This is a genomic window from Arthrobacter sp. SLBN-100, assembly GCF_006715305.1.
In the GTDB taxonomy this organism is placed as follows: domain Bacteria; phylum Actinomycetota; class Actinomycetes; order Actinomycetales; family Micrococcaceae; genus Arthrobacter.
The window spans coordinates 3,068,630-3,093,882 of the sequence record NZ_VFMY01000001.1; the positions used below are offsets into that span (position 1 = coordinate 3,068,630).

18 protein-coding genes and 1 pseudogene are annotated in these 25,253 nt (G+C 63.5%); 4 read left to right on the plus strand and 15 right to left on the minus strand.

The genetic code is table 11. The annotated features are described in order from the left end of the window. Positions 1–94: 94 nt before the first annotated feature. The 7 genes from FBY31_RS14175 to FBY31_RS14200 all read right to left on the minus strand — a co-directional run bounded on the left by FBY31_RS14175 (position 95) and on the right by FBY31_RS14200 (position 8,162). Positions 95–1,171: an alkene reductase gene (locus FBY31_RS14175; protein WP_142042161.1), complete on the minus strand. Its 1,077-nt coding sequence runs from the start codon at positions 1,169–1,171 to the stop codon at positions 95–97. A gap of 306 nt (positions 1,172–1,477) precedes the next feature. Continuing rightward, entirely contained in the window at positions 1,478–2,353 is an 876-nt protein-coding gene (locus tag FBY31_RS14180; protein WP_235013060.1) for a thiamine pyrophosphate-dependent enzyme, read from the minus strand. Between the two features lie 184 nt (positions 2,354–2,537). Then, positions 2,538–2,885, minus strand: a complete 348-nt coding sequence (locus FBY31_RS23055) for a thiamine pyrophosphate-binding protein (protein ID WP_235013061.1) — start codon at positions 2,883–2,885, stop codon at positions 2,538–2,540. 52 nt (positions 2,886–2,937) lie between these two features. Next, positions 2,938–4,317, minus strand: coding sequence for an FAD-binding oxidoreductase (locus tag FBY31_RS14185; RefSeq protein ID WP_142042164.1), 1,380 nt, complete (start codon positions 4,315–4,317; stop codon positions 2,938–2,940). Between the two features lie 16 nt (positions 4,318–4,333). After that, positions 4,334–5,218, minus strand: a complete 885-nt coding sequence (locus tag FBY31_RS14190) for a formylglycine-generating enzyme family protein (RefSeq protein ID WP_235013062.1) — start codon at positions 5,216–5,218, stop codon at positions 4,334–4,336. Between the two features lie 98 nt (positions 5,219–5,316). Continuing rightward, positions 5,317–6,651: an MFS transporter gene (locus tag FBY31_RS14195; RefSeq protein WP_235010459.1), complete on the minus strand. Its 1,335-nt coding sequence runs from the start codon at positions 6,649–6,651 to the stop codon at positions 5,317–5,319. A gap of 56 nt (positions 6,652–6,707) precedes the next feature. Beyond that, positions 6,708–8,162 carry a sulfatase-like hydrolase/transferase gene (locus FBY31_RS14200; protein ID WP_142042170.1) on the minus strand — a complete coding sequence of 485 codons (1,455 nt, stop codon included), beginning with the start codon at positions 8,160–8,162 and terminating at the stop codon, positions 6,708–6,710. Positions 8,163–8,245: 83 nt separating this feature from the next. Between FBY31_RS14200 and FBY31_RS14205 the strand changes: the two genes are divergently transcribed. Further along, a complete protein-coding gene (locus tag FBY31_RS14205; protein WP_160142471.1) occupies positions 8,246–9,145 on the plus strand; it encodes a LysR family transcriptional regulator in 900 nt (299 codons plus the stop codon). A gap of 251 nt (positions 9,146–9,396) precedes the next feature. Here the strand turns inward: FBY31_RS14205 and FBY31_RS14210 are convergent, their stop codons facing one another. Then, positions 9,397–10,482, minus strand: coding sequence for an AAA family ATPase (locus FBY31_RS14210; protein WP_142042176.1), 1,086 nt, complete (start codon positions 10,480–10,482; stop codon positions 9,397–9,399). 789 nt (positions 10,483–11,271) lie between these two features. On the opposite strand from FBY31_RS14210, the gene FBY31_RS14215 reads away from it, so the two are divergent. Continuing rightward, complete coding sequence (locus tag FBY31_RS14215; RefSeq protein ID WP_142042178.1) at positions 11,272–12,909, plus strand: GMC family oxidoreductase; 1,638 nt, start codon at positions 11,272–11,274, stop codon at positions 12,907–12,909. Positions 12,910–13,698: 789 nt separating this feature from the next. Here the strand turns inward: FBY31_RS14215 and FBY31_RS14225 are convergent. The 5 genes from FBY31_RS14225 to FBY31_RS14245 form a co-directional block, all read right to left on the minus strand. Next, positions 13,699–15,126, minus strand: a complete 1,428-nt coding sequence (locus FBY31_RS14225) for an amidase (protein ID WP_200833375.1) — start codon at positions 15,124–15,126, stop codon at positions 13,699–13,701. Next, entirely contained in the window at positions 15,123–16,367 is a 1,245-nt protein-coding gene (locus FBY31_RS14230; protein ID WP_142042183.1) for an amidohydrolase, read from the minus strand. Before FBY31_RS14230 ends, FBY31_RS14225 begins: the two co-directional genes overlap by 4 nt. Before the next feature lie 80 nt (positions 16,368–16,447). Next, on the minus strand, positions 16,448–17,176 hold the full coding sequence (locus FBY31_RS14235) for a hypothetical protein (protein ID WP_142042186.1): 729 nt from the start codon (positions 17,174–17,176) through the stop codon (positions 16,448–16,450). A 44-nt stretch (positions 17,177–17,220) separates the two neighbouring features. Beyond that, the gene (locus FBY31_RS14240; RefSeq protein ID WP_142042189.1) at positions 17,221–17,967 is read right to left on the minus strand and encodes a DUF5058 family protein; all 747 of its coding nucleotides are present in this window, start codon (positions 17,965–17,967) and stop codon (positions 17,221–17,223) included. A 48-nt stretch (positions 17,968–18,015) separates the two neighbouring features. After that, a complete protein-coding gene (locus tag FBY31_RS14245; protein WP_142042192.1) occupies positions 18,016–19,287 on the minus strand; it encodes a M20 family metallo-hydrolase in 1,272 nt (423 codons plus the stop codon). Between the two features lie 299 nt (positions 19,288–19,586). On the opposite strand from FBY31_RS14245, the gene FBY31_RS14250 reads away from it, so the two are divergent. Continuing rightward, a complete protein-coding gene (locus FBY31_RS14250; protein ID WP_142042195.1) occupies positions 19,587–20,558 on the plus strand; it encodes a LacI family DNA-binding transcriptional regulator in 972 nt (323 codons plus the stop codon). A 770-nt stretch (positions 20,559–21,328) separates the two neighbouring features. Here the strand turns inward: FBY31_RS14250 and FBY31_RS14255 are convergent. After that, positions 21,329–22,674 (minus strand): annotated as a pseudogene (locus tag FBY31_RS14255) (cation:dicarboxylate symporter family transporter). A 318-nt stretch (positions 22,675–22,992) separates the two neighbouring features. Between FBY31_RS14255 and FBY31_RS14260 the strand changes: the two are divergent. Beyond that, positions 22,993–24,192: an NAD(P)-dependent malic enzyme gene (locus tag FBY31_RS14260; protein ID WP_142042198.1), complete on the plus strand. Its 1,200-nt coding sequence runs from the start codon at positions 22,993–22,995 to the stop codon at positions 24,190–24,192. Between the two features lie 523 nt (positions 24,193–24,715). Here FBY31_RS14260 and FBY31_RS14265 read toward each other — a convergent pair. Next, positions 24,716–25,063 (minus strand): DUF6176 family protein, encoded by a 348-nt coding sequence (locus FBY31_RS14265; protein ID WP_142042201.1) that lies wholly within the window; start codon positions 25,061–25,063, stop codon positions 24,716–24,718. Positions 25,064–25,253 lie beyond the last annotated feature (190 nt).

Genomic DNA, 25,253 nt, shown 5'->3' on the forward strand with positions numbered 1-25,253 from the left:
CCGGCCGATGCGGTGGTGCTGAGGTTGCTTGTGGGGCTGCCCTCGCCTGACTCCCGGGGGAGCAGGCAGGATGGGCAAGCTTGGGGGCAGCCGGTCAGGCGTGGGCAAGTGTCGGGTAGTTGGTGTATCCGGCTGCTCCGCCGCCGTACACAGTGGCGGGGTCCACCTCATTCAAAGGGGCGCCGGAACGCAGGCGCTCGACGATATCGGGGTTGGCCAGCGCGAAACGGCCCAGCGGGGCAATGTCAGCAAGGCCGGCCTCGATGTCACCGGCGATCTGCTCACGGTTACGTCCGTAGCGGACCACCAGCACCGCCGTCGGCCAAAGATCCCTGAGGGAGCGGAGGAGTTCGTCGTCGTCCACATGGTGAAGATGCAGGTAGGCCAGGTTCAGGGTGGCGAGCTCACCGACCAGGTGCCGGTACTGAGCGCGCACGCTTTCGGTGTTGCCCTCGTTGATTCCACCCAGGGGCATGGATGGGGAGAGGCGGATGCCAACCCTGTCGGCCCCTATTTCCTCGGCCATAGCCTGGGCGATCTCGATCACGAACCGGGAGCGGTTTTCTACCGATCCGCCGTAGGAGTCGCTGCGGTGGTTGGCGTTGGGGGAGAGGAACTGGTGCAAGAGATAGCCGTTTGCGCCGTGGATTTCGACTCCGTCGGCGCCGGCTGCGATGGCAGAAGCTGCGGCGTGACGGAACTCAGCCACTGTGGCCCGGATATCCTCGATGCTTAGCTCTCGCGGCGTCGGCGTCTTCTGCAACCCTGTTGGCGTGAAGATTTCCTGGTCGGCGGGGATCGCCGAGGGTGCCACCGGCTGACCGTGATGGGGAGTGTTGTCCGGGTGCGACATCCGGCCGACGTGCATGAGCTGGATGAAGACCGCCCCACCGCCGGCGTGCACGTTGTCGGTGATCTTTCGCCAGCCTTCGATGTGCGCAGGGGTGTAGATCCCCGGCGTGTTCATATAGCCCTGCCCATCCGCCGACGGCTGCGTTCCCTCGGTAATGATCAATCCCAACGACGCGCGCTGCCCGTAGTACTCGACGGCCAGGTCCCCCGGCGTGCCATCGGGGTTCGCTCGGTTTCGGGTCATCGGTGCCAGCGCCAGCCGGTGGGAAAGATCGAGGCGGCCAAGAGTGAACGGTTGCCAAAGAGGAGACGACGTCATGGGTTTAGTCCTTTGCATTCGATATTCCAGAGCATCACCGCCGCGACGAGATGTTCGGCCGCTGAGGGACAGTAGCTTTACTGCTACTTCTGCGGCAATGACTACACTCATAACTGATCGTAGTCAGATTATATTCCCGGAGGAAATCCACCGCCGGTGACTTCAAGGTCGAACGCTCCATGCGGCACAACATCCCCCTGCCGCTGCCCTGGATCACGCCGATCCTGGCAGCAGGAGGCGCCCTGGTCGCCGCCGCCACGGTGAACCCGCTGCGGCGTTTGTTTTGCGGGGTTTTTGTGGCGTCTGTCAAGCGACGGCCACCTTCATGTTGCCGGACTTCTCCAGGGATGCGGCCATGTATTCGACTACGACTTTTTGGGAGATGGCCACGTCGAGGACGAAAACGCCGGTGTCATGTGTGGCTAGCCAGTCGTCCAAGGTGGTCAGGTCGGCTAGGGTCCGGGCTTTTGTTCCCTCTGCTCCGAGTGCATGTCCGATGGCGGCGAAGTCCACTTCATCGATGAGCATGGCCTTGTCATCCAGACCCTTCGAGGCGTATTGGTGCAGTTCGGCGCCGTAAGCGGAATCATTTAGCACTACGACCACGCCGCGGCGGGTGGTGCGCAGGAAGGTTTCGAAGTCGGCCAGGCCCATGAGTCCCCCGCCGTCCCCGGTGATGAAGACGGTGGTGCGGTCCGGCCTGGCTGCGGAGACGCCTGCGGCGGAGCCGAATCCCAGTCCGATGGACTGGAAGGCGGTGCCGACCGTGATCATGGCCTGGGGGTCCGGCACAGACATGTACATTGGGGCCCAGCCCATGAAGTGGCCCCCGTCCATGACCACTGAGCGTTCCTTGGGCAGGATGTCCTCGAGGGCAGCCACGACGGTGCGGGGATTAAGCCGGCCGTCGGGGCCGAATTCGGAGGGGTCTTCTACTGGTTCAGCGGAACGAAACCTGGGGCCGGCAACCTCTGGGGCACGCTCTCGCCACACGCCTTGCGGCTCAATGCTCTCGATGCGGGAGTTGAGTTCTTCAAGGAAAGGACCCAGATCCGCGCGGACGCAGTCGGTTACCTGAGCGTGGGCAGCGTCGGGTTCGTTGTCCACCCGGATAACCTTGGCGTCCGGCCCGAACAGGGTTCCGTAACGGAGCTGGAAGGCGTTCATCGATGCCCCGGCCACCAGCACGACGTCGGCGGCTTGCGCGAGTTCCAGTCGGTCCGGCCCTGGTGAACCCGCCGGCGATGCCCAGATCCCAGGGACTCGCGAAGGCGTTCGCGGCCATGACGGAGGTCATGAACAGGGCTCCGAGCCGGTCTCCCGAGTGGAGGCGGACCAGGACGGTTTGGCTGGCAGCGGGTCCAGGCTAACCGGATCTGTGAGCGGGGCAGACGACGAGAACGAGTGGGATTCTTGCCAGACGGGCCTCGGCCAGGGCGGTGTAGGCGTTGGTGAAGCCAGCCCCGTAGGTGGTGGTCGCTGCCCCGATCCGGCCGGTGGAGCGGTGATAGGCGTCCGCCATGGTGACTGTTGCCGCCTCGTGCCGGGCGGACGTGTAGGGGAAACCGGCCTGGGTGAGGTGGCTGATCAGGTGGGCGTTGCCGTTGCCCATCAGCCCGAAGAGGTGGCCAGTGCGCTCTCCCAGCGCCTCGGCTACGGCAGTGGAGACGGTCGGGGCTGCCGGGGTGAAGTAGGAGGAGGTGGAGACTGTCACAGTAGTGGTAACGGCGTTCTCTTCTTTGAAGGGCTGTCAGGCGGGGTGACTGCTAGCTGTCGGCGAACACTTTTCCGGGGTTGAGGATGTTGGCCGGGTCGAAGACCGCCTTGATTTGGCGCTGCAACTCGTACTGGTCGGGCCCGAGCTCCTCGGCGAGCCAGGCACGCTTGAGCAGCCCGATACCGTGCTCGCCGGTCAGAGTGCCGCCGACTTCCAAGGCGTAGGTAAACAGCTCCCCGGCGGCCGTCCAAATGGTTTCCGGGACGGTGGTGCCCTCGAAAACAAAGGTAGGATGCAGGTTGCCGTCACCGGCGTGGCAGGTGGTAGGGATGATGAGACTGTACTTTTGCTCCAGTTCACGGATCTTGGCGAAGGCAGCGCTCATCATGTCCCGGGGCACAGCGATGTCCTCAACAAGCATGGTGCCCATTGCTTCGAGGGCAGGGAAGGCTTGGCGGCGCAGGCCCAGTAGGTGTTCAGCCTCGGCTGGATCGACAGTTGTTTCTGCTCTGCCGCCGGCGGTTTGTATGAGGTCGGTAATTAGTTGTGCGGTCTCTGCAGCGTCGGGCCCGTCACACTGGACAAGGAAGTACGCCCCGCCCCGGGCAAGCAAATCAGTGCCGGTATATCGGGCCACGCACTCCAGTGTGCGGCGGTCGATGAGTTCCATGATCGCCGGGACGTGGCCGGCGCCTGTGATGGCAGCGGAGGCACGTGCACCTTCTTCGATGCTGTCGAAGAAGGCTCCGATGGTGACGATGTCACCGCGGACGAGGGGCTGCAGCTTCAGGGTTGCCTCGACGATGATGCCGAGTGTTCCTTCCGAGCCGATCATCAACGCGCAGAGGTCGTAGCCGGTGACACCCTTGACCGTGCGGTGCCCGACGGACAGCAGGCGCCCGTCTGCCAGAACGACCTTGAGGGCCAGCACCGATTCCCGGGTCACCCCGTACTTGGCGCACAGCAGTCCGCCGGCATTCATGGCGATGTTGCCACCGACGGTGGAGATGTCCCTGCTGGCGGGATCCGGGGCCCACCACAGGCCGTGCTGCTCGAGGGTACGGTTCAAGGTTCCGTTGAGGATCCCGGGCCTGACAACGGCCAGTCGGTTCTCGACCGAGATCTCCAGGATCTGGTCCATCGCCTGGGTGGAGAGGACAATTTCCCCGGGGCTGGCAATGGCGCCGCCGGCGAGGCCAGTGCCGGCACCACGGGTGACGATGGGGGTCCGGGTTTCGGAGGCGATGCGGCAGGTTTTCTGCACGTCCTCGATCGTGCGCGCGTGGACTACCGCTGCCGGCACGCCGTCGGAGCGGTGGCCAGAGCGGTCAGAAGTGTAGGCCAGCAGGTCACCGGGTTCGGTTTCGACGATCCCGGGAAGGGCAGCCCGGAGTCGTTCGGTAGCTTGCGAGCGTTCAGCGACGTGCATTGTTCCTCTGGTTTCTTCATGTCAGGGACCGGGCGGTGCGGAATCCGCAGTTACCGCTGGCAGAGTCAGCGGGGGAGAAGCTGCGGGCGGCGACGCGGTAACGGTTGCAGTAGGACTCATGGCACAGGTAGGAGCCGCCGCGCATAACACGTCCGGCACCGATGGTCGGGCCCTGGGGGTCGTTGTCAGGTGAATTTCGGTAGTACTTGGGCAGGAACCAGTCCTGGCACCACTCCCACACGTTCCCGCTCGTGTCGTACAGGCCATAGCCGTTGGGCGGAAAGCTGCCGACTGGGGCTGTGCCCAGATAGCCGTCGGCCTCGGTGTTGAGCAGTGGGAATTCTCCCTGCCATATATTGCAGCGATGCTTGCCGTCCTGGGGGTGCAGGTCATCGCCCCAGGCGTAGCGCTTACCGGCCAACCCGCCCCGTGCCGCATACTCCCACTCGGCTTCGGTTGGCAGGCGCCGTCCACCCCAGGCGCAGTAGGCCATGGCGTCATTCCAGGACACGTGGACCACCGGATGTTCTGCGAAGTCCTTCCAGGCTGAGCGGGGGCCGTGGGGGTGCGCCCAGTCAGCCCCGCGCACTGTCAGCCACCAGGTGGCGCCGTTCACAGGGCCCAGGATGTCTTCTTCCTTCGCCTGCACGAGAAGATGGAACACGGCCGAGGAGCCGAGTTGTTCGGATTCAGTCCGATATCCGGTGGCCTCGATGAACTTGGCGAATTGCGTGTTGGTGACAGACGTGGCATCCACGGCGAAGGAAGATACTGCCACTGTGTGGACCGGGGTCTCCCCGTCGGCGGGATAGCCCTCATCGAATGCATCCCCCATCTGGAAAGCCCCCGCGGGAATGACCACGTCCTCACCCGTTTGAGTTTCCCTTCTCCCGCGTGGCATTTCCGCGCGAGACAGGAGAGCTACGGCAGGGGGGAGGAATGTCGTGTCGGCAGAGGTGGTGCGGGGTGTGCAGCAGCTGCCGTGCGGGGCACCGGCAGTCATGAGAGCTGGGTCTGCTGAATGCGGGTCGCTGTCACCTGCCGGCGGCCTGACCGGACGGAGCGCAGGAACAGCAGCGAAACGAGGGTGACGGCGCCGCCGGCGGCCAGGTACAGGGACACCGTCCAGGACTGCCCGCCGGAGCCTTCCATAAGGAGGCTGGCGATGAAGGGTGCCAGGCCGCCACCGAGGACAGCGCCGAGTGAGTAGCCGACCGAGACTCCGCTGTAGGCGACCTTCGTGGGAAACAGTTCTACCAGGAATGCGGCCAGGGGCCCGAACACGGCCGAGGCGCCGATGAAGCCGATGACCATCGCTGTCATGACCACCGGAGGTTGGGCGGTGTTGAGCAGCCCGAACATCGGGAAGGGGTACAGGACAAGGAACAGGGCTCCGGCGAGCATGACTTTCATCCGGCCGATGCGGTCAGAGAGCCAAGCGAAGAGGAGGATTGAGATGATCATTGCCACCGATCCGATCTGGGTGCTTTGAAGCATGAAGTCCCGGTCGAGCTTCAAATACTGGGTCCCGTAGGCCAGTGAGTAGCTGATGAGTACCCACACGAAAGCGTTGAAACCCAGGTTTACACCGATGGATACCAAGACCAGGCGCCAGGATCGTTTGATGACCTCGACCATAGGTGCTTTTGCGTGACCCTCGGTTTTTTTCAGCTTCTGAAACTCCGGGCTTTCGGTGACGGTCGCGCGAATGACAACACCCACTCCGAGCAGGATGAAGCTGATCACAAAGGGCACGCGCCAGCCCCAAGTGAGGAAGTTCTCACCGGTGGTGGCGATGGTGATGCCCATGACCCCGGCCGCCAGCAGGGTGCCTCCGGGGCTGCCCAGGAAGGCCCAGCTGCCGTACCAGCCGCGGCGGTGGGCCGGTGCGTGTTCGACGGCCATCAGTACGGCGCCGCCCTGCTCGCCTCCATGGAACAGGCCTTGGAGCAGGCGCAGTGCGACCAGCAGGATTGGTGCCCAAAGCCCGACCTGGGCATGGGTGGGGAGCAACCCCATCAGGGTGGTGCATCCGCCGGCTCCCATTAGGGAGATGACCAGCAGCTTTTTGCGTCCCAGTTTGTCCCCATAGTGCCCGAAGATCATGGCGCCCAAGGGGCGGGCCAAGAAGCCTACGCTGAGGGTGGCAAAGGAAAAGACAATGCCCAGTGAGGTAGGGATGTTGGAGAAGAAGACGGTGCTGAAGACCAGGGCTGAGGCTACGCCGTAGATCTGGAAGTCGTAGGCTTCGATTGTGGTGCCGACGGCGCTGCCGACGGCGGCCCTGCGCACCATGTGCAGCTGGGCAGGAGAGGTTTCGGTTGTTGCGGACATTTGCACACCTTTGTGATTAGACCGGCTGGAATTCGGTTGGCTGGGTAGGCCGGGGCTTAGGAACTGGCGGCGGGTGAGTAGGCCATCAGAGGCTTCTTGAGGACGTTGGCGACTCCGCCGTATTCTTCGATCCGCTGCCGCTGGCGTTCCCGTACCTGCTGGTCTACCAGATCTGGGTCGCAGATCTCGCGCATAGCCGCCCGGCACTGCTCCAGCTGATCGGCGTAAGCCGGTTCCGGGGCAAGATCGTGCTCCTCCCACTGGTCGGACTCCAGGTTGTACAGCCGTTCCTCGAAGCCGGTGTAGTTGACGTACTTCCAAGGGCCGCGGCGGATCATGAACGAGCCCGTGTAGGAGTTGGCCGAGTGGTACTCGCTGAAAACAGTCCGGGTCGTATCATCCGGCTCGTTGGCGATGCCCAGCAGCGATCGCCCGGGCAGATCGGCGTCTTCAAGGGCGGGGGACAAGCCGAGGGCGTGGAGGACCGTGGGGAAAACGTCGATCAGGCTGACGTTGGTGCCGCAACGGTGGCCGATGGGGACTCCTGGCCCAGAAAGAATGGTCGGGATGCGTACCGAACCCTCGCCCATGGTTCCTTTGAACCACAATCCGTCGGTGCCCAGCAGTTCTCCGTGGTCCGAGACATAAAGCACGATGGTGTTATCGGCCTGGCCGGTCTCCTCCAGAGCGTCCAGGACAATGCCGACCTGCGCATCCATGAAGCTGACCAGCCCATAGTATGCCTGCACCGCCTTCAGGGTTTCCTCTCGGGTCAGAGGCTGGTCTAGGCCACAGGCCTGCCGGTAAATATCCACCGCCGGATGCCGGTCCCATTCCTGTGGGTCGTTCCGCCGAGGCAGCGGCAGCGTTTCGAGCGGATACAGATCCAGGAATTCCTTCGGAACAGTGAACGGATAGTGCGGGGTGACAAATGAGACTTTCCCCAGCCACCGGTCCTGCTGTGAGGACCGCTCCTGCAGCCAGTTGGCTGCCTCAGAAGCGACAGAACGATCGAAGCGGCTGTAGTCAGACTCGCCAGGCCGGGCGTCAACGACGGCGGCCCGCAATTGCAGGGCGGGAGGCTGCAGGCTTCGCAGGGTATGGAACAGGTCCCCCATGCCGTCCCGGACGTGAAGTGGCCGGCGCTGATCAGGGAATCCGGTGTCATCCTCAACAGACCTGTAGTGCAATTTGCCGATAGTGGTGGTTGGGATGCCTGCCTGCGTCGCCCGGTGGCCCCAACTGGCAGCCTCAGTACCTAAATAAGGGGAAGCATTATCGGGATTACCGGTCTGATGAACATACCGACCCGTGGCCATGGCAGCCCGGGACGGAACGCAGATGGGCGAGTTGCAGTAGGCAGCATCAAAGACCGTGCCGCGCTCAGCCAGGGCGTCCAGATTCGGTGTCCGAGCCATGGTGCTGCCGTAGGCCCCACACGCGAAAGGAACGTGCTGATCAGACATCACGATGAGAAGGTTCGGCCCCGAGGACTTAGTGGAATCCGTCATGTGATCCACGTTACTTGCGCGGCTGTATAGCGTCCAATGATAATTTTCTAGGAAACCGATAGCTTTTCTCTATGGAGGCTCCAATGGAACGGCGACAGCTTGAGTACTTCCTGGCCGTGGCGGAGCACGAAAGCGCGACGGCGGCCGCTGCGCAGCTCCACGTAGCGCAACCGACCATCTCAGTCGCCCTGCGTTCGCTGGAAAAGGAATTTGGGGGCCAGCTGTTTGAAAGGACGTCAATTGGGCTCGCTTTGACTGCGGCGGGGTTGGCCCTTTTGGAACCGGCCCGACAGGTGCTCCGTGACTTCGCCGTGGCGCAGGAAAGCGTCCGTGATGTCTTGGGACTGGCGGCCGGGCATCTGGACATAGTCGCCGTTCCCGCGGTTGCCGCGGGATGGCTTTTGGAGGCGTTGGTCGGCTTCCGCCGGGCATATCCTCAAGTCGGCGTGAGGGTCTACCCCGAAACCGACGATAATGCCATCGCCGCCGAAGTCCGCAGCGGGCGTTACAACCTTGGCCTAACGGTCTCTTCCCCGGTTACGGCACAGTTGACGAGTCAACAGGTGGGAACCCAACGCCTGAATGCCCTCCTTCCCCCCGGCTCATCAGATGCAAGCGAACCAATCGGGGTCGAGGAGCTCGCGGCCATGAGTCTGGTCACCATGCACCCCAGCCTGTCGACCTCCAGGCGGTGGCTCGAAACTCAACTAAGCCAAAGAGGGACCAGCCCCAATATCCGAATCGAACTGGGCAGCACTGAAGGAATTATGCCCCTGGTTACCGCAGGAGCAGGCTACGCGCTCTGGTGGACGCCAATGATGGGATCAGACATAGGCGAATGTGTGCTTCGGCCCATCCTGCCCTCTCTGGAACGACCTATCATCATGTCTCACCGCAGCGGTGCCCTCTCTCCCGCAACAGAGGCCTTCCTGAAAATCGTGGGCACTGATGCGGCCAATACGACCAGTCATGTCACTAAATGAGGGTCCCTCAGTGGTTGGGGGAGCCTCACAGTGCAATGAATGGAGCGGGGTCTACGCGCATTTCGACGACCGCCCTGGCTTTAGGCAAGCGTTGGAATCTTTGCGCTGTTTGGGCCGACCGGCTTACGGGCACGACTGCTTTCCATGAAGCAAGCAGGTTCTTTCCTTGGCGCTGGGCGGCCCTTGAGACTCGTCTTCTTCCCGTGCTCCCCGGGCCGCTTCGAACCGCCGATAATGGACCTTCTGTTAACCTACTGGCGGAGGTATTGGCGGAGTCCGGGGATTGCGAAGTCCACTTTGCCGTAGCCAGCGGATTCGATCAGGCCCGCAGCGATGAGCCGGTTCCGGTACTTGGAAATGACGTTGGGCTTGGCCTTGAGGATGGCGCCGATCTGACCGGCGGCAGAGGGGCCATCCTGGGCGGCCATCGCGTCCAGGAACTCGCGGTCCCTGTCCGAGATGTCCGACAGCGCTGACTCGACGACCACTAAGGTGTTCCGCCGTTGTGCGGCAGCGATTCCACGCCGAACGCTGGTCTCGTCCAGTTTCCATCCTGCCTTGTCGGCTTCTAGCCAGAGGTAGTAACCCACCAGTTGGATCAGGAAGGGATATCCCTCGGTGGCTTCGGCTGCCTCATTGATGAGGTCGGGGGAGATGTTGATGCCTCCCTGGCTGAAGAGCTGACTGTACGATGCGGTGACTTCCGCGATGGCTGCTTCGTGGAGATTGATCCTGTCGGCCCGCCGCAGGAAGGTGGCAACGCCTTCATTGAGGAGGTCGGACACTGCGGATGGCAGGCCGGCGAAGATCAGGCCGATGGGCAGCCCTTCGCGGATGAAGTGCTGGACGTCGGCGGCCAGCTGGGCGATTTCCGTCCGGTCGACGGCATGAATCTCATCGATGGTGATGACGAGTCCTGTGCCTTTCGCATCCAGCAGGCGCAACAGTTCGTTCCCGGTCCCGCGCCGGTCAACGGACCGTTCCGGGGGAAGTTGCGTGGTCAGCCCGAACCCAGCTGCCGAGAAGGCGGTGATCTTCCGGGAGGGAGGCCCGTCTCCGAGTTCGTCGAGGATGCGAAGCATGTCATCGCCGACCCCGGCCAGGAAGCCTGGCGTGGCTGTCCGGGAGATCACGACCCACCCGTGATTGCGGGCGATGCCTTCGGCTTCGCTCAACATGACCGTCTTGCCGATGCCCCTGGAGCCGGTGATGATGGTCAAAAGCCCCGGGGCGCCGGAACCCTGCTGGAGGCCGTACTCGAACTCGTCCAGCAGCCCGGCGCGCCCGACCAGTTCGGGAGGTGTGGCTCCGGCAGTCGGCTTAAAGGGATTCTGCACAGCACCCTCCCTGGGTGAAACTAGGTGAAACTGGTGAAACTGGTGAAAGTGGTGAAACCTCTGCCACGATAAGCCGACTCCCAACCAGAAGCAAGGCCCAGCCGCGGGGAGGCGGTAGCATCGGAGCCATGGCCGGGGAAGAGAACTACATCGAGCCACGCGCTCCACGTTGGCAAGGAATTGACCGGCCTAAGCCTGGAGCAGCTGGGTTTCGAACCCCGGCTGGAGGATCTGACGGAGGTCCAGCGGAGCCGGCTGGACGCTGATGATCTGCAATGAATACGTTCAATCACGCCGGAGCGGCGCGACCAGAGCCTGTTCCAGGCAAAGCTCCTGGCCGGCGCCCTCCGGGAGGCCTCGGCCGTCCTGATAGACCAGCTCTTCGAGGATCTGAACGGCCTGCTGAGGCTTGACCGGATCGACCGCCAGGACAGCGCCAACACCTTCGGCCTGTCCTGTCCGGGCTGCCTCCCCGACAGGCCGATAAATACGACGTCAGGTTTACCCAACAGTTCCTCGTCATCGCTGCGGACATGACCGGGGCGCTGATCCGCGGTTGTGCCGGGAGGGAAAAGCACGTCGTCTCTGGTGACACTGGGGATCGGAACGGCACTTGGGTACATCATGTTGAGGCCCGTCGTGGCCGATCGGTAGGCACCTGGGGAGTAGTCGCTTCGCCTGAGTACAGCTGTACCTGTCGTGGGTGGGGTTGACACCATCCCCGCGGGACCAGAGACTCTAGTGAATGCTTCAAGCTACGGTGCAGTTAGCGATGAGCCGAGGGGTTCAATGTTCTACGACGGCGCATATGACTACGTAATTGCCGGGGGCGGCACCGGCGGCTGTGTCTTGGCCGGCAGGCTCAGTGAAGACCCCACGGTTAGCGTCCTCCTGCTAGAGGCGGGCGGAACCGACCGCAATTTGTTCATCCACATGCCCGCCGGCTTTCCGAAACTTAGTACCGGGCCGCATCAGTGGGGCTATGCCAGCATTCCGCAGAAGCACGGCAACGGCCGTCGTATTCCGCTCCGCCAAGGCCATGTGCTCGGCGGAGGTGGATCCATCAACTCCCAGGTTTTTACTCGCGGCGTGGCCGAGGACTACGACGGGTGGGTCAAGGACTACGGATGCGAAGGTTGGTCCGCCGACGAGGTGTGCAAGTACTTCGTACGCTCAGAGTCGAACAGCCGGCTCTCGGCACCCCACCACGGAACCCAGGGGCCGCTCGGAGTATCTGACCTTGTACATCCGCACAAGCTCTCGGCGGCCTTCGTGCAAGCGGGCCAAGAGTTCGGGTTGCCCTACAACAGCGACTTCAATGGTGCCGAGCAGTACGGCGTCGGTTTCTACCAGACGACCACGAAGAACGGCCGCCGGTGCAGCGCGGCCGTCGCTTACCTGAAACCCGCGCGCAAGCGGCGTAACCTCACGGTTCGCACTAACGTGATCGTCTCCAAAGTAGTTATCAAGAACGGCCGAGCTGTCGGGATTCGGGCGCTCGAAGGCGGCAGCGCACGAACGTACAGCGCCAAGCGGGAAGTGATCGTCGCGAGCGGCGCCTTCGGTTCGCCCAAACTGCTGCAGCTTTCGGGTATCGGTAACTCGCCTGACCTCGCCGCCGCCGGCATCGACACCATACATCCCCTGCCCGGTGTCGGTAAGAACCTGCAGGACCACTGCGCTGTCGACGTCGTTTTCGAACTCACCGACTACCACAGCCTGGACCGGCTCAACCGGGTGAGCCCGGCAGCGATTATGGCCGGTCTCGAGTACCTCGCCCTCCATTCCGGACCGTTCGCCTCAACCGTCGTAGAGGCAGGCGGATTCAGTTATGGGAACAAGGACGAGAAGACGCCGGACCTGCAGTTCCACTTCCTGCCGGCGGCGCGGGCGGAGGTAGGCTGCCCAACCCTGCGGCCCGGATTCGGTGCAACGTTGAACTCGTACTTCGTACGGCCCCGGAGCCGGGGGACAGTCCGTGTCGCGTCCTCGGACCCGGCAAAAGCACCGCTCATCGATCCAAACTACCTGGCCGATGACTACGACGTCGAGATGGCCATCGCCGGCGTGCAGCAGAGCCGACAGATTATGGAGCAGTCGTCGATGGCTCCGTTCATTCGAGCGGAGCGCATGGGCGACGGTACCCCGGTTAAAACCCGCGACGAGTACGTGAATTTCGTGCGCTCCTACGGACGCACTTCGTACCATCCGGTCGGCACCTGCGCCATGGGAACCCATGAGGATTCGGTCGTCTCGCCGCGGTTGAAGGTCCATGGGCTTGAGGGATTACGCGTCGTTGACTCCTCGATCATGCCGCGTCTCGTCAGTTCGAACACGCAGGCTCCCACGATAATGATCGCGGAAAAGGCCGCCGAGATGATCCTCGAGGACGCACTTGATGCGACATCAAGGGTGGTGGCCGGCTGATACAGGGACGGGAAGCCCGGACTCCACAGTCCAAAGGTTCTGTTCCGGACACCGTGGCTGGCGTTAAGAAAGGTCTCAAGGCACGGCTGTTTTAGACGAGGGTTGCGTTCGCCGTACATGTCCGCGCTGCGGGAGACGATGGGCGTGGCCAGGCGCTGGAGAGGAGGGTGGCGGTCACCAGCCAGGAGGCGTCGTCGGCCGTTACGCCCAGGATCCGGGAAAATCCGGAAGAAGCGGAACAACCAACGTTTGCATCAGCGCAACAAGCGTGCCGCTGACAGGCAGGACTGCGGTGATCGCGGACGGGGACGGACGTCGCCGCGGTTCGGGGGCGGAGGAGGGCGGCATGGGCTGCTTGCAGAGGTGCGGAGAGGGGTGAACGCATGTTTACCTTCTATGAGTGAACCAGCGTTCACTTTCGACTGCAATTACTTCCCGTTCACACTCGCTCCCTTTTTCCGTCTCGCCTCCTGATTTTCGCCACCACCGATAGCGGATATTCCGTCAACATGCCTCGGGGCCGACTAGGCCGTGCTTGTTGATAACGCGGCCGGAACTGGGGGCCATACCTTGTCGTCCAAACAGCAGAGATGGATCTAGCGAACTGAGTTGTGAGACGTCCCTTTTTCGGCCCCTCTCCCGCCCATTTTCAAACGCCGATAATGGATCTTCCGTCACCTGCCACCCGCTTCGGTTCCGCGCAGTGGCCGCGCCGGTAGGGGAGAGGCTCAGTCCAGCTTGGCGTGGCGCAGGTACTGGTAGACCTTTCCCTGCTGATCTATCCGAACATCACCCCAGCGCCGGCTCCCGTTTCGCGTGGCCGGTGGCCTGTTCGTAGCCGTAGGCGACCTGGAGCAGCTCGAAATCCTGCCCGTGGTTCATCGCCAGCTGCAGCCCCACCGGCAAGCCGCAGTCGCTGAACCCGGCCGGAACCGAGATGGCAGGGATGCCGGTCGCAGAGATCAGGCAGGCGGAGCGCATCCAGTCCAGGTATGTCTCGAACTCGGTGCCGTTGATGGACGTCGGGTACCGCAATGACGCCTCGAAGGGCAACAATTGCGCGGTGGGGCTGGCGAACACATCGTACCGGCCGAAGAAGCGCCGCACGCTGGTGTCCAGCCGGGTCCGGGCGAGGGCTGCGGAGACCAGGTCCTGCCCGCTGAGTGCATGCCCCCTGTCCACGTTCCAACGCACTTCAGGCTTGACCACGTCCAGGTGCTTGGCCACCAGCTCACCCAGGCCCAGGGCAAATTCGAACGCTCGGGTGGTGCTGAATACTTCGTCTGCGTCCCGCAGGTCCGGCGCGGCTTCTTCTACGGTGGCGCCGAGATCCTCGAAGATCCGCAGCTGGCTTTCCAGGACGCGCAGCACCTCCTTCTCCACCGGGACGCCCAGGCCGAAGTCCGGTGACCAGCCGATCCGCAGGCCGGTCAGGTCGCGCCGCAGCGGCTCGGTAAATCGCCCGGCCGGCACCGGAGCGGCATAGGGCACGGAGGGGTCCGGCCCGGCGACGGCCGTCATGGCAAGGGCGATGTCTTCCACGTCGCGGGCCATGGTGCCGGTCCGAGCGAGCCAGGCCCACGCGTTGCGGGTCGGCGCCACCGGGATCACGCCCACCGACGGCCGAAACCCCACCACGTTGCAGAACGATGCCGGGATCCGGAGCGAGCCGCCCATGTCGCTACCGTCGCTGAGCGGCTGGATGCGGGCCGCGATGGCGGCCGCCGCGCCGCCGCTGCTGCCGCCGGCGCTCTTCGCAGTGTCGTAGGGGTTGACGGTGGTGCCGAAGATGTCGTTGAAGGTGTGCGAGCCGGCAGCGAACTCCGGCACGTTGGTTTTGCCTGTGGTGACCACACCGGCCGCCTTGAACCTGGCGATGATGAGATCATCAAAGTCCGGCACGAAATCCCGGAAGATCACCGATCCCTGTGTGGTTCGCAGGCCCCTGGTGTTGTTGGTGTCCTTGTGTGTCATGGGCAGGCCATGGAGCGGCGGGAGCTGGGCACCGGAGACGGTGAGTGTGTCAGCCGCCGCTGCCAGCGCCGCCGCACCCTCGCGGTCCTCGGTCACCACCGCGTTGAGCTCTCCGTTCACGGTGTCGATCCGGGCGAAGTGAGCATCGAGGGCCTCGCGTGCGGAAATGTGCCGGCCCCGGATGGCCGCGGTCAGCTCCGTGGCGGACAGCGCGCTGATGCCGTTCGCCGCCGTTTCGGTCACAGCGCGGCCCAAGAGCTGCCCACCCGGGAGAGCAGGGAAGTCAGGGCGGCGCGGAGGCCTGTGCTCAGGGTCGGCTCGACGTCCGGTGCGAAGTACGGCGAGTGGTTCCCGGGCAGGGGAGCCTCGGCGTCGAGCCTGTCCTGCGTGTAGGCGCCGAACATCCAGTACACGGACGGCACGTCCAGCGCCTGGGCGAGGAGCCCGAAGTCCTCGCTGCCCATCACTGGCGGGACCACGTTCACGCAGTCCTCGCCGAGGGCGGCCTGGAACTCGCTGATCAGTGCGTCGGCGGAGGCGGGGTCGTTGTAGCACTGCGGGAAGCTGGAGATTTCCTCGATGTCGGGGGCGGGGGCTCCGGAGGCGTCCGCTTCGGCATGCAGGATTCGACGCAGGGAATCGAGCACCCGGGTGCGGACGTCGACGTCGAACGTCCGCACGTTGATGGAGAACTCGGCCGTGGCAGGAATGATGTTTTCCTTCAGCCCCGCGTGGAAGGTGCCCACGGTCACCACGGCGGACTTCATCGGGTGGACCTCGCGGGATACGACGGTCTGCAGCCGCACGACCATGTGAGCGCCGAGGACGATCGGATCAATGGACTGCTCCGGCTGGGAGCCGTGGGCCTGGCGACCGTGGACGGTGATCTTCCAAGAGTCGGCCATGGCCATGGCCGTGCCGCTGCTGATGTTGACTGTTCCGGACAGGCCCGGCCAGACATGTTGTCCGTAGATGATTTCCGGCTTCGGGGCCTTTTCCCAAAGTCCGTCTTCGATCATGGCCTTGGCCCCGGCGGCGGTTTCCTCGCCAGGCTGGAAGATGAAGACCACGGTCCCGGACCACACGTCCAGGTTTTCGGTCAGCAGTTGTGCGGCCGTGAGCGCGACGGTCATGTGGGTGTCGTGGCCGCAGCCGTGCATCACTGGGACGGGCGTGCCGTTTGTGAGTTCCCCAGTGGCGGTGCTGGCGTATTCCAGGCCGGTGTCTTCCTTCATCGGCAGGCCGTCGGTGTCCGCACGGTAGCCCACGACCGGTCCTGTCCCGTTGCGCAGTATTCCCACGACCCCAGTGCCGCCGCACATGATCGTTTCCAAACCCAGTGCGTCGAGCTTCTGCTGGATGAACGCCGCTGTGTTGGTCTCCTGCATCGAGAGTTCGGGGTGCGCGTGGAGGTGGTGGTAGAGCTCGTGCATTTCGGCCTGGCGGGTGTCGCTGAGTTCAAACAATGAAGTGCTGATGGTCATGGGGTTCCTTCCGGAGGAGTTCGGGAGTCTGGTTCGGGAGCTTGCTGGGCTTAATTCAGCGAGCTTCGTTCAGCTGCGCCCTAGTTCACGAGGGTGGTGGCGGCGGTCGTGTCCTTGCGGGACCGCAGGAACCATGCCAGGGCCGCCGTCAGCAGGACCACAATCCCGGTGGCCGGCTTGGCGAGCGCCGGGACGGCGGGGACTAGGACGAAGAGGACGATGGCAGCGACGACGACGGCGATGACCGTCACCCTAGGCTGCTTCATGGTGACGATGAGCTGGACCAGGACGGCGCCGATGATGCTGGGGAAGATGTAGAGCCGGGCGACATCCACGATGTTGGCCGGGATGACGCTGACCAACCAGGTGCCGAGCACGCCCACGAACAGCAGCATCGAGACCACGTGGACCATCGCGGCTCCGCAGATGGCCATGAGGGCCGCGAACTCTCCGCGTTTGGTGCCGGCCTTGGCGCCGACCGTCGCCTGGGCCACCAGGGCCGAAGGGAGCAGCTTGTTGGCGATGTTGCCGATCATGAAGGCCTGGTACATGGCGGCCGGGCCGAGGACGGGGTAGTAGGTGATGGGCTCAACGAACCACAACACGAAGAACGCGGCCGCGACGGCGAAGAAGGCTGTCCAGATCTGGCCGGAGGTGATGCCGAGGTCGCCGAAGAATACAAGGTAGAGCGGGGCTGCGAGCGAGAAGATGAGTGCGGAGCCCATGGTGATCTGGCCCCAGCGGGAGGTGGTGCGGTCGAATTGGAGGAGCGCCGCGGCGCGGGAGGTGTCACTGGCGAGAGCAGTCATGAAGTCAATCCTTTCGAGACGGGATAGTGGCTTGGCCTGGCTGCCTAGGCAGCCATTCCGGACGTGTGGGCGGCGTAGGCGACAAAGAGGCCAACCACGATCGAGATCCCAAGCCCCCATTCCCGTAGCCATGCGACGGCAAACTTTTTGGCCAGCGTTAGGCAGATGCCCATGGCCAAGGCAGACACTATGACAGTGACGATGTGCACCGGGGTCTTGCCGAGCTCCGCGATGCCGAGGCTGGCGAACGCCCCGATCAGCGCGGCCGCGGGAACGATCGCCATCAGGGAAGGGTTGACCGCACGCAGCTTCGAATCACCGCGTCGGAGGATCGGAGTGAGGACCAGCGTGGAAATCATCCACATTGCACCGGACATGCTCATCGCCATGAATGCCACGGCAAAGACGCTCTGGTTGTAACCCGGGCCGCCGAGCGTTGCCCCCATGGTGGTGGCGGCGAGGCTCGCCGATGCAGATTCCGTGGCTGCGGAACCCACAAGGCCGATTCGGACCAGCACCGCGGGCGTTCCGAACAGGGTCAGCAGCGCAATGCTGACCAGCACAACGGCCAGGGACGGGCCGATCGCCGCCACGGCGCCGGCCCGAAATGATTGCTTCAACTCGATTTGGGAGATATCCGCGGCCGGCCCTGCCTTCCTGGCGGCGCGCATGTAGATGACGGATTGGAGAATAATGGCCCCGAAGACACCGATGGCCAGCACCCAAAGGACGGGGAGGTTGGCAATTGAGAGGATGTCCGTGGAGGTCCCGGAAGTTTCTGCAGTAGTCATGGATGCTCCGATGCTGGATAAGGAGGCGAGCGGATGATGAGTATCGTGCTAATGCGTTAGAAGCTCGGTGCGGTCGAGCCCGGTCAGCGTCTGTGCGAGGGCGCCGACGCCGATGGCGATGTCAGTAAATTCGGTCCATTCCTCCGGGCAGTGGCTTTTGCCGGCCTTGGACGGTACAAAGATCATGCCCATCGGCGCGAGCGCCGCCATATGAACGGCGTCGTGGGTAGCCCCGCTGGGGATGGGCATCCACGGAATGCCGCTGGCGTCAGCGGCCGCTGCGGCTACGTCGTGGATACGTGGATGGGCCTGAACGACGGGGTTGTCCGTGGTCCAGTCGAAGTCGACGTCGACTCCTAGGTTCCGTGCACTGCCCAGGATTTCCTCGGCCAGCCGGCCACGGACCCCGCTAAGCCAGACGTTGTCGACGCTGCGGACTTCGCTGGTCATCCGTACGAGGGATGGCACCACGTTGGGCGAGCGTGACTCGGATTCGACACGGGTGGTGGTGGCGACCCCGTGGTTGGGGGCGCCGCAACCTTGGCGGCGGACAGCGAGTACCGCTTCGGCCGCTGCAACCATAGCGTCCCTGCGATCATCCATCGCCCGGGTGCCGGCGTGGTCGGGGCTTCCCGTGAAGGTTGCGACGAGCCGCTCGATTCCGGTGATAGCCGTGACCATGCCAAGCGGTAGCTGGCGCTGTTCCAGAGTGGGGCCCTGTTCGATATGCAGCTCTATGAAGGCGTGGAGCGGTGAGCTGCGGGCCCAGCGCGTCTGTAGCGCGGCCCCGGGATCGAGCCCGAAGTCGCGGTACGCCTGCCCGAGGCTGACGCCGCGATAATCCTGCCGGTCCAGGTCCGCGTGGGATAGTTCGCCAGTGATGGCCCTGCTGCCCAGGCAGCTGAGGCCGAAGGCATTGGATTCCTCGCCGAGAAAATCCACAACCAGGAGGTCTCGGTGGAGCCGTTGCCCGGATTCCCGGAGCAGCCGAGCGGCCTCCAACGCACCAAGCACGCCCACGACGCCGTCGAAACGGCCGCCGCCGTCAACCGTGTCCGTGTGCGAACCGGTTACCAGCGCCGGGGCGTTCGGATCGTTGCCGGCGAGCCGGCCGACGATATTGCCGGCGGCGTCCACCCGGACCTCAAGTCCGGCTCCAGCCATCTGCTCGGAAACCCACTGCCGGGATTCCCGGTACGCCTCGCTGAACACTTCCCTGGTCCAACCTGGCCGGGTCGCATCGCGGTACGTGGCCAATTCCAAAATGCCGTTACCGAGTCGTTCGGCGGCTTCTTGGCTCTGATCGATGAGATCGAGCATAGTGCTCCTTGATTTAACGTTGGTCCGAAGGACGGTGGATCGTGCAATCGTTTGCGTTGCGCTCTTGGCGGAACAACGCGGAGGAAAGTGTTTCGTACATCACACTAGAAACGCCGTGTTTCGTCAAGGTTTCTGCTCGATTAACATTCAATGCTCGCACCTGCCCGGTGAAATGGCGCAAACCTTTGCACGCAGATCCCTCTCCGGATGGGACTAGACTTCTTGGAACATCTGAAGGGGGCGCCGCTATCACCGATTCACCCGCATCTGGGCGTCCCAGGCCCGTCACTCTGGCCACGGTGGCCCATCACGCCCAGGTGCATGTCTCCACTGCCTCCCGGGCGCTTAGCGACGACCCCTCGGGGATCAGTACCGAGACTGTCCGGCGCGTGCGTGAGCTCGCTGCCATGCTCGGGTACCGTCGCAATCTGGGCGCCGCCGGGCTGCGAACTGGAACCTCACGACTGATTGGCGTACTGGTTCCTCGGCTGACCGATCTGGCGCTGGCCACGATCTATGAGAGCATCGACGCGACTGCGGAGTCGGCCGGCTACAGCACGGTGGTGGCAAACACCTACGACGATTCAGAGCACCGCCGGGCACGGCTCAATGCCATGTTGTCCCGGCAAATGGACGGGGTAATCATCGGCGATTCACACATCGGCGACACGGCCGGCTACGAGCTGCAGAGCCGCGGCGTACCCTATGTGCTCGTGATGCGCCGACTGGAGGGACATCTGTCCGTGGCGACCGATGACGAGCTCGGCGGCAGGCTGGCCGCCCAGCACCTTTTGGACTTGGGTCACAAGCGGGTCGGCATCATAGCCGGGGATCTGCTGGCGAGCACCGGCCGGGAACGGTCACAAGGCTTCCGGCGCGCGTTCGAAGCCGCCGGTTATCCCGTGGAGGACCACTATGTGGCGAGCACCGGGTTCGGCACGGCTGCCGGACGGATGGGCGGCGCGCAGCTGCTGGCCCTGCCGGAGCCGCCCACGGCGATCTTTGCCGTGGATGACCTCACCGCCCTGGGTGCCATGGGTGCCATCCGGGCCGCAGGGAAAAGGCTGCGAGAAGATGTGGCACTCATTGGATACAACGACCTCGTTCTAGCCGACAACCTGCCCATCCCGCTCACGTCAGTGCGTTCGGATCTGAAGACCATGGGTCGGCTCAGCGTCGAGGCCCTGTTGCAGGGGATCGGCGGCAAAACCGCGAGCTCAACACTGCTCCCGCCGGTCTTGGTTCCCCGGGCGACGACGGTGGCTGACTAGACGGGCCTGAGTGACGACGGGCCACAGCGACTCTGGCCAGCCGGTCCCTCGACACCCCGCCAGCATATCCGGACGACGTGCCGGGGTTAGCTAAATCGCACCACACCAACGAGGTGGACAGGGTTACCCAACTCTGCTACTAACCGCAGTGGCACCAAGGTGCCCGTACTTTGCGCAGCCGTCTGGGTAGGAGTTTGGTACTGCGACCTCGCACGAGGGCAGCGCACTCCTCTATCTGGCCTCCCAAGGCGCTGGCAGAACGCCTTGGGTACCAACCGCCGTCGGGAACCCTTTAACGGTCCAAGCGGCCGAAAACGGGGAACGCGCCTCACCGCGTCCTAGTCTGTGGGCGCAAGGCGCCTCAAACGTGTGTGTGAAACTCCGCGGGGAGAGGGTCTGAGCAGTGGGAGCAGTTCACGCCGTCAGTTTGGGGTGTAACGACACTGACGCATGGCGCGCTCAGTCAGAAGATGTAGCGGCGCGAAACGTGAAGTTTCCTTTGTCCAGTTTGTTTGGCGTGGATGCGCTTAGTCTTTGGGCAACTTCTTCTTCCCGGAGCTTTGTGTCGTGCCAAGCGCAGCTCACACCGTCCTCGACCGGGCCACCCCTCGAGGTCCCATCAAGGGAATGCCCCGGGGAACAGCAAAAGCCGCCTTCAGGAGCTTGAAGTTGAAGGTCGGTGCCGTAAACATGGAAACCGCCCGCACAGGTCTACCTGTGCGGGCGGTTTGCGGCATCGGCCGGCTTCGTTTTAGGTAATGGTCGAGAGGCTAGGCGGGAACCGGGACGGGCCGGACCTCAGCCCCCGTTGCCACAGGTTCGCCGTGCCCGGCTACCATTGTCTGCTCATCGAAGGGCAGGTTGCCGGCCAGTACCTGGTCCACCTGGCCGCGGTCGATTTCCTTGACCCAAGTGCCGATCAGAATGGTGGCTACGGCGTTGCCGGTGAAGTTGGTCAGGGCGCGGGCCTCGGACATGAACCTGTCGATTCCGACGATCATGCCGACGCCACCGAGCAGTTCAGGCTTGTGTGCCTGCAGGCCTGCAGCCAGGGTAGCCAGGCCAGCGCCGGTGACGCCGGCTGCACCCTTGGAGGCGATGATCATGAAGACCAGCAGGGAAACCTGGGCGCCGAGGTCCAGCGGGGTGCCCATGGCGTTGGCGACGAACAGGGACGCCATGGTCAGGTAGATGGCGGTGCCGTCAAGGTTGAAGGAGTAGCCGGTGGGGACCGTGACGCCCACAACGGGCTTGGAGACGCCGAGGTGTTCCATCTTGGCGATCAGGCGGGGCAGAGCTGCCCAGAGGAGGACGTGGAGAAGATCAGCAGGTATTCGCGGGCCAGGTACTTCATGAGCTTGAAGATATTGACTCCGGTCACGGTTTTCAGCAGTCCGCCCAGGATGATGACGATGAACAGTGCACACGTGATGTAGAAGGCAGCCATCAGGGTGAACATGCTGACGATGGCCTGGAAGCCGGTGGCTCCTACGACGGCGGCGATGGCACCGAAGGCGCCCACGGGGGCCAGCCACATGATCATGATGAGGATGCGGAAGACGACGGCCTGGCCGTGGCCGATGGCCTTGAGTACGGGTGCACCCTGCGGGCCCATCTTCTGGAGGGCGAAACCTACGAGGAGGGCTGCAAAGAGCGTGGGAAGGACCGGAATGTCGCCCGGGATGATTCCGAGGAGGAAGGCGACGGTGCTGTCGACTTCTGCCTTCTTGGAGGGATCGTAGGGTGCCAGCTTCAGGCCCTCGCCCGGGTGGATCAGGTTGCCGACCACCAGGCCGATGGCCAGGGCGAACGTGGACATGACCACGAAGTAGCCCAGCGCCAGTCCACCGACCTTGCCCACAGTGGCGGCCTTCGCGATGGAGCCGATGCCCAGGACGATGGTGCAGAAAATGATCGGTGCGATCATCATCTTGATGAGCTTGATGAATCCGTCGCCGAGCGGCTTGAGGGATTTGCCCACCTCGGGGAAAAGCAGGCCGACGACGGCGCCCAGGATGACGGCGACGATGACGGCAATGTAGAGGTAATGCGACTTGTCCAGGCCCTTGCGCCGCGTCTTCACGCTGTCAAGCGACTCTCCTCGTTGAGAAGCCATGATGTGTCTCCTTTAGATAATGTGGAAGACGCTGCGCACAAGCTCTTGGCTCTTCGCGTCGGTCCGTTATGTGACCTTCATCATTGGGCATGCAGTGATTGGCCTCACCCTTGCGTTCATATTGGTCATAAAGGGTTGCGGTTCGCTCGGAAGAATGGCGTAACGTACCAGTTCGAGAACCGGCAGGTCTTTGCCGGATGCCCTACTACCAGGCAGCCCTCGGGCGCTCATTCAGCAAGCCACAACCACTTCCTTGGGTCCGTTCGGGCGCAGGTTCCATGTGCCGTGTGAGCACGGCGAGCACCAGGAGACAACGACGTGTCCATTGACGCAATTGCAGCCACCGACAACTCCGCAGCCACCGCGCTGACCGAAGCCGAGATTTTCGACGCCCACCAGGGCGGCAAGCTCTCCATCGCCAGCACCGTTCCGCTGTCCAACAAGCGCGACCTGTCCATCGCCTACACTCCCGGAGTGGCTGAGGTCAGCCGCGCCATCCACGCCAAGCCAGAACTGGCCCGCACCCTCACCTGGGCCGAGCGCCTGGTGGTTGTGGTCAGCGACGGCACCGCCGTGCTGGGCCTGGGCAACATCGGAGCCAGCGCCTCGCTGCCCGTCATGGAGGGCAAGTCCGCCCTGTTCAAGACCTTCGGCGACCTGGACTCCATTCCGCTGGTCCTGAACACCACGGACGTGGACGAAATCGTCGAAACCCTCGTCCGCCTGCGCCCCAGCTTCGGCGCCGTCAACCTCGAGGACATCTCCGCACCGCGCTGCTTCGAGCTGGAGGAAAAGCTCATCGAGGCGCTGGACTGCCCGGTGATGCACGATGACCAGCACGGCACCGCCGTCGTTGCCCTCGCCGCCCTGACCAATGCAGCCAAGGTGACCGGCCGCAGACTGGAAAGCCTGCGCGTGGTGGTCTCCGGCGCCGGTGCGGCTGGCATCGCCGTCGCCGAAATCCTGCTGGCCGCCGGCATCACCGATGTGGTCCTCCTGGACTCCCGCGGCATCATCAACAGCACTCGTACGGACCTTGCCGCGGACCAGGCCAGCAAGAAAGCCGGCATCGCCGGCCGCAGCAACCCCCGCGGCCTGGAGGGCGGCCCGGCGGAAGCCCTCGCCGGCGCCGACGTCTTCATCGGCGTCTCCTCCTCGAAGCTGGACGAAGAGCACCTCGCGCTGATGCACCAGGACGCCATCGTTTTCGCCCTCTCCAACCCGGACCCGGAGGTCCTGCCCGAGGTGGCCGTCAAGTATGCCGCCGTGGTGGCCACCGGCCGCAGCGACTTCCCCAACCAGATCAACAACGTGCTGGCCTTCCCGGGCATCTTCCGCGGCGCCCTCGACGCCGGGGCCCGCCGCATCACTCCCGCCATGAAGCTTGCGGCAGCCTACGCTATCGCAGACCTCGCAGCCGATGACCTGTCCGCGGACTACATCGTGCCCAGCCCGCTGGACGCCAGGGTTGCCCCGGCGGTCACAGCAGCTGTCGCCGCGGCCGTGGAAGCTGAGTAAATGGCGGAAAAATATAGGACGGGTCTGGCCGAACGCCACGAAATGAAGTCAGCTGCTCTCCCGGGCGTTCTTAAACGCCGGTAATTGATCCTATTCAGTTCTGAACCCGGCGAATCGGTGCGATTCGCCGGGTTCTGCGTAACATAACATCGGCTATCGATCACATTGGATTGTGGCAGGAGGGCGGGTCCTGTCGTCGCCCAGGACGGTGACTGGGAAAAGCGATCGTTGGGGATCCAGCCGCCGGCCCCCCAACGACGGGCACCTCGCCCGTTTCGGAGTGCGTGCTCTGGTTGTATTCGTCAATGATGAACCGCTCGAGGACGGTATCGAGCTGCTCCATGGTCCTCTGGGGGTACACGGCAAGCGCGGGGAGCAGTTCAAGACGTAAAGCGGGGCCTCCCTGGCAACCACTCCGCCTGATGGGGCCAGGCGAAGAAGCTCACACCAAACTAATAGAAAGCATGCTTACTTTTCAAGGTGACTCTTGAACGAGGGGCGCAGTTAGTACGCACCCCTCTGGTCAGCCGGCCTTGTAGTCCAGGACGACTCTGGCCGGGAGAGGGGCTTGGAGCATTTCCGGCGTGATGCCATGGATTTCAGAGATTTTCTCCTTGAACCACTCGTCGTAGGGCTCGTTCGATGCTGCAAGTGCTTGAAATGCTTTGGAGACGTCTTCGCCTTCCTGGAACAGGGCTACAAAGTCTCCCTGAGGAGTTTCCATGTGGCTGACAACTTCCCTGGTCAGCCCCATGCGCTCCCGTGATTTTCGGTACTCTTCCATTCGTGGGCCGTTTATTTCTTGAATGAGCGACTTCCACTCATCCAATTTTCCGGGCAGTATCGGCGCGAACCAGGTTATGCATTGCATGACATATCCTTCCCCGCAACGGCTCCTTTGATTGCCGCAGCAGGTGGCCGCGGTAGCCGTGCACCTGCATCCTAGTCCTGGCGAGTGAGGCGGGATAGATGCCGGATTGCGATGGCTGATCGTTGACAGGGGGGGGCGCGCTGCCGGCGCACTCTTCCGGGATGACCACAGTCGCCGGCGGCGTCACCCG

What these genes read in the sequence shown, in the direction of transcription:
- FBY31_RS14205 (WP_160142471.1), top strand. Translation starts at nt 8,246, where the DNA reads ATGGAACGGCGACAGCTTGAGTACTTCCTGGCCGTGGCGGAGCACGAA.
- FBY31_RS14200 (WP_142042170.1), bottom strand. Translation starts at nt 8,162, where the DNA reads ATGACGGATTCCACTAAGTCCTCGGGGCCGAACCTTCTCATCGTGATG.
- FBY31_RS14245 (WP_142042192.1), bottom strand. Translation starts at nt 19,287, where the DNA reads ATGCTCGATCTCATCGATCAGAGCCAAGAAGCCGCCGAACGACTCGGT.
- FBY31_RS14215 (WP_142042178.1), top strand. Translation starts at nt 11,272, where the DNA reads ATGTTCTACGACGGCGCATATGACTACGTAATTGCCGGGGGCGGCACC.
- FBY31_RS14235 (WP_142042186.1), bottom strand. Translation starts at nt 17,176, where the DNA reads ATGACTGCTCTCGCCAGTGACACCTCCCGCGCCGCGGCGCTCCTCCAA.
- FBY31_RS14190 (WP_235013062.1), bottom strand. Translation starts at nt 5,218, where the DNA reads ATGCCACGCGGGAGAAGGGAAACTCAAACGGGTGAGGACGTGGTCATT.
- FBY31_RS14195 (WP_235010459.1), bottom strand. Translation starts at nt 6,651, where the DNA reads ATGTCCGCAACAACCGAAACCTCTCCTGCCCAGCTGCACATGGTGCGC.
- FBY31_RS14175 (WP_142042161.1), bottom strand. Translation starts at nt 1,171, where the DNA reads ATGACGTCGTCTCCTCTTTGGCAACCGTTCACTCTTGGCCGCCTCGAT.
- FBY31_RS14240 (WP_142042189.1), bottom strand. Translation starts at nt 17,967, where the DNA reads ATGACTACTGCAGAAACTTCCGGGACCTCCACGGACATCCTCTCAATT.
- FBY31_RS14230 (WP_142042183.1), bottom strand. Translation starts at nt 16,367, where the DNA reads ATGACCATCAGCACTTCATTGTTTGAACTCAGCGACACCCGCCAGGCC.
- FBY31_RS14265 (WP_142042201.1), bottom strand. Translation starts at nt 25,063, where the DNA reads ATGCAATGCATAACCTGGTTCGCGCCGATACTGCCCGGAAAATTGGAT.
- FBY31_RS14185 (WP_142042164.1), bottom strand. Translation starts at nt 4,317, where the DNA reads ATGCACGTCGCTGAACGCTCGCAAGCTACCGAACGACTCCGGGCTGCC.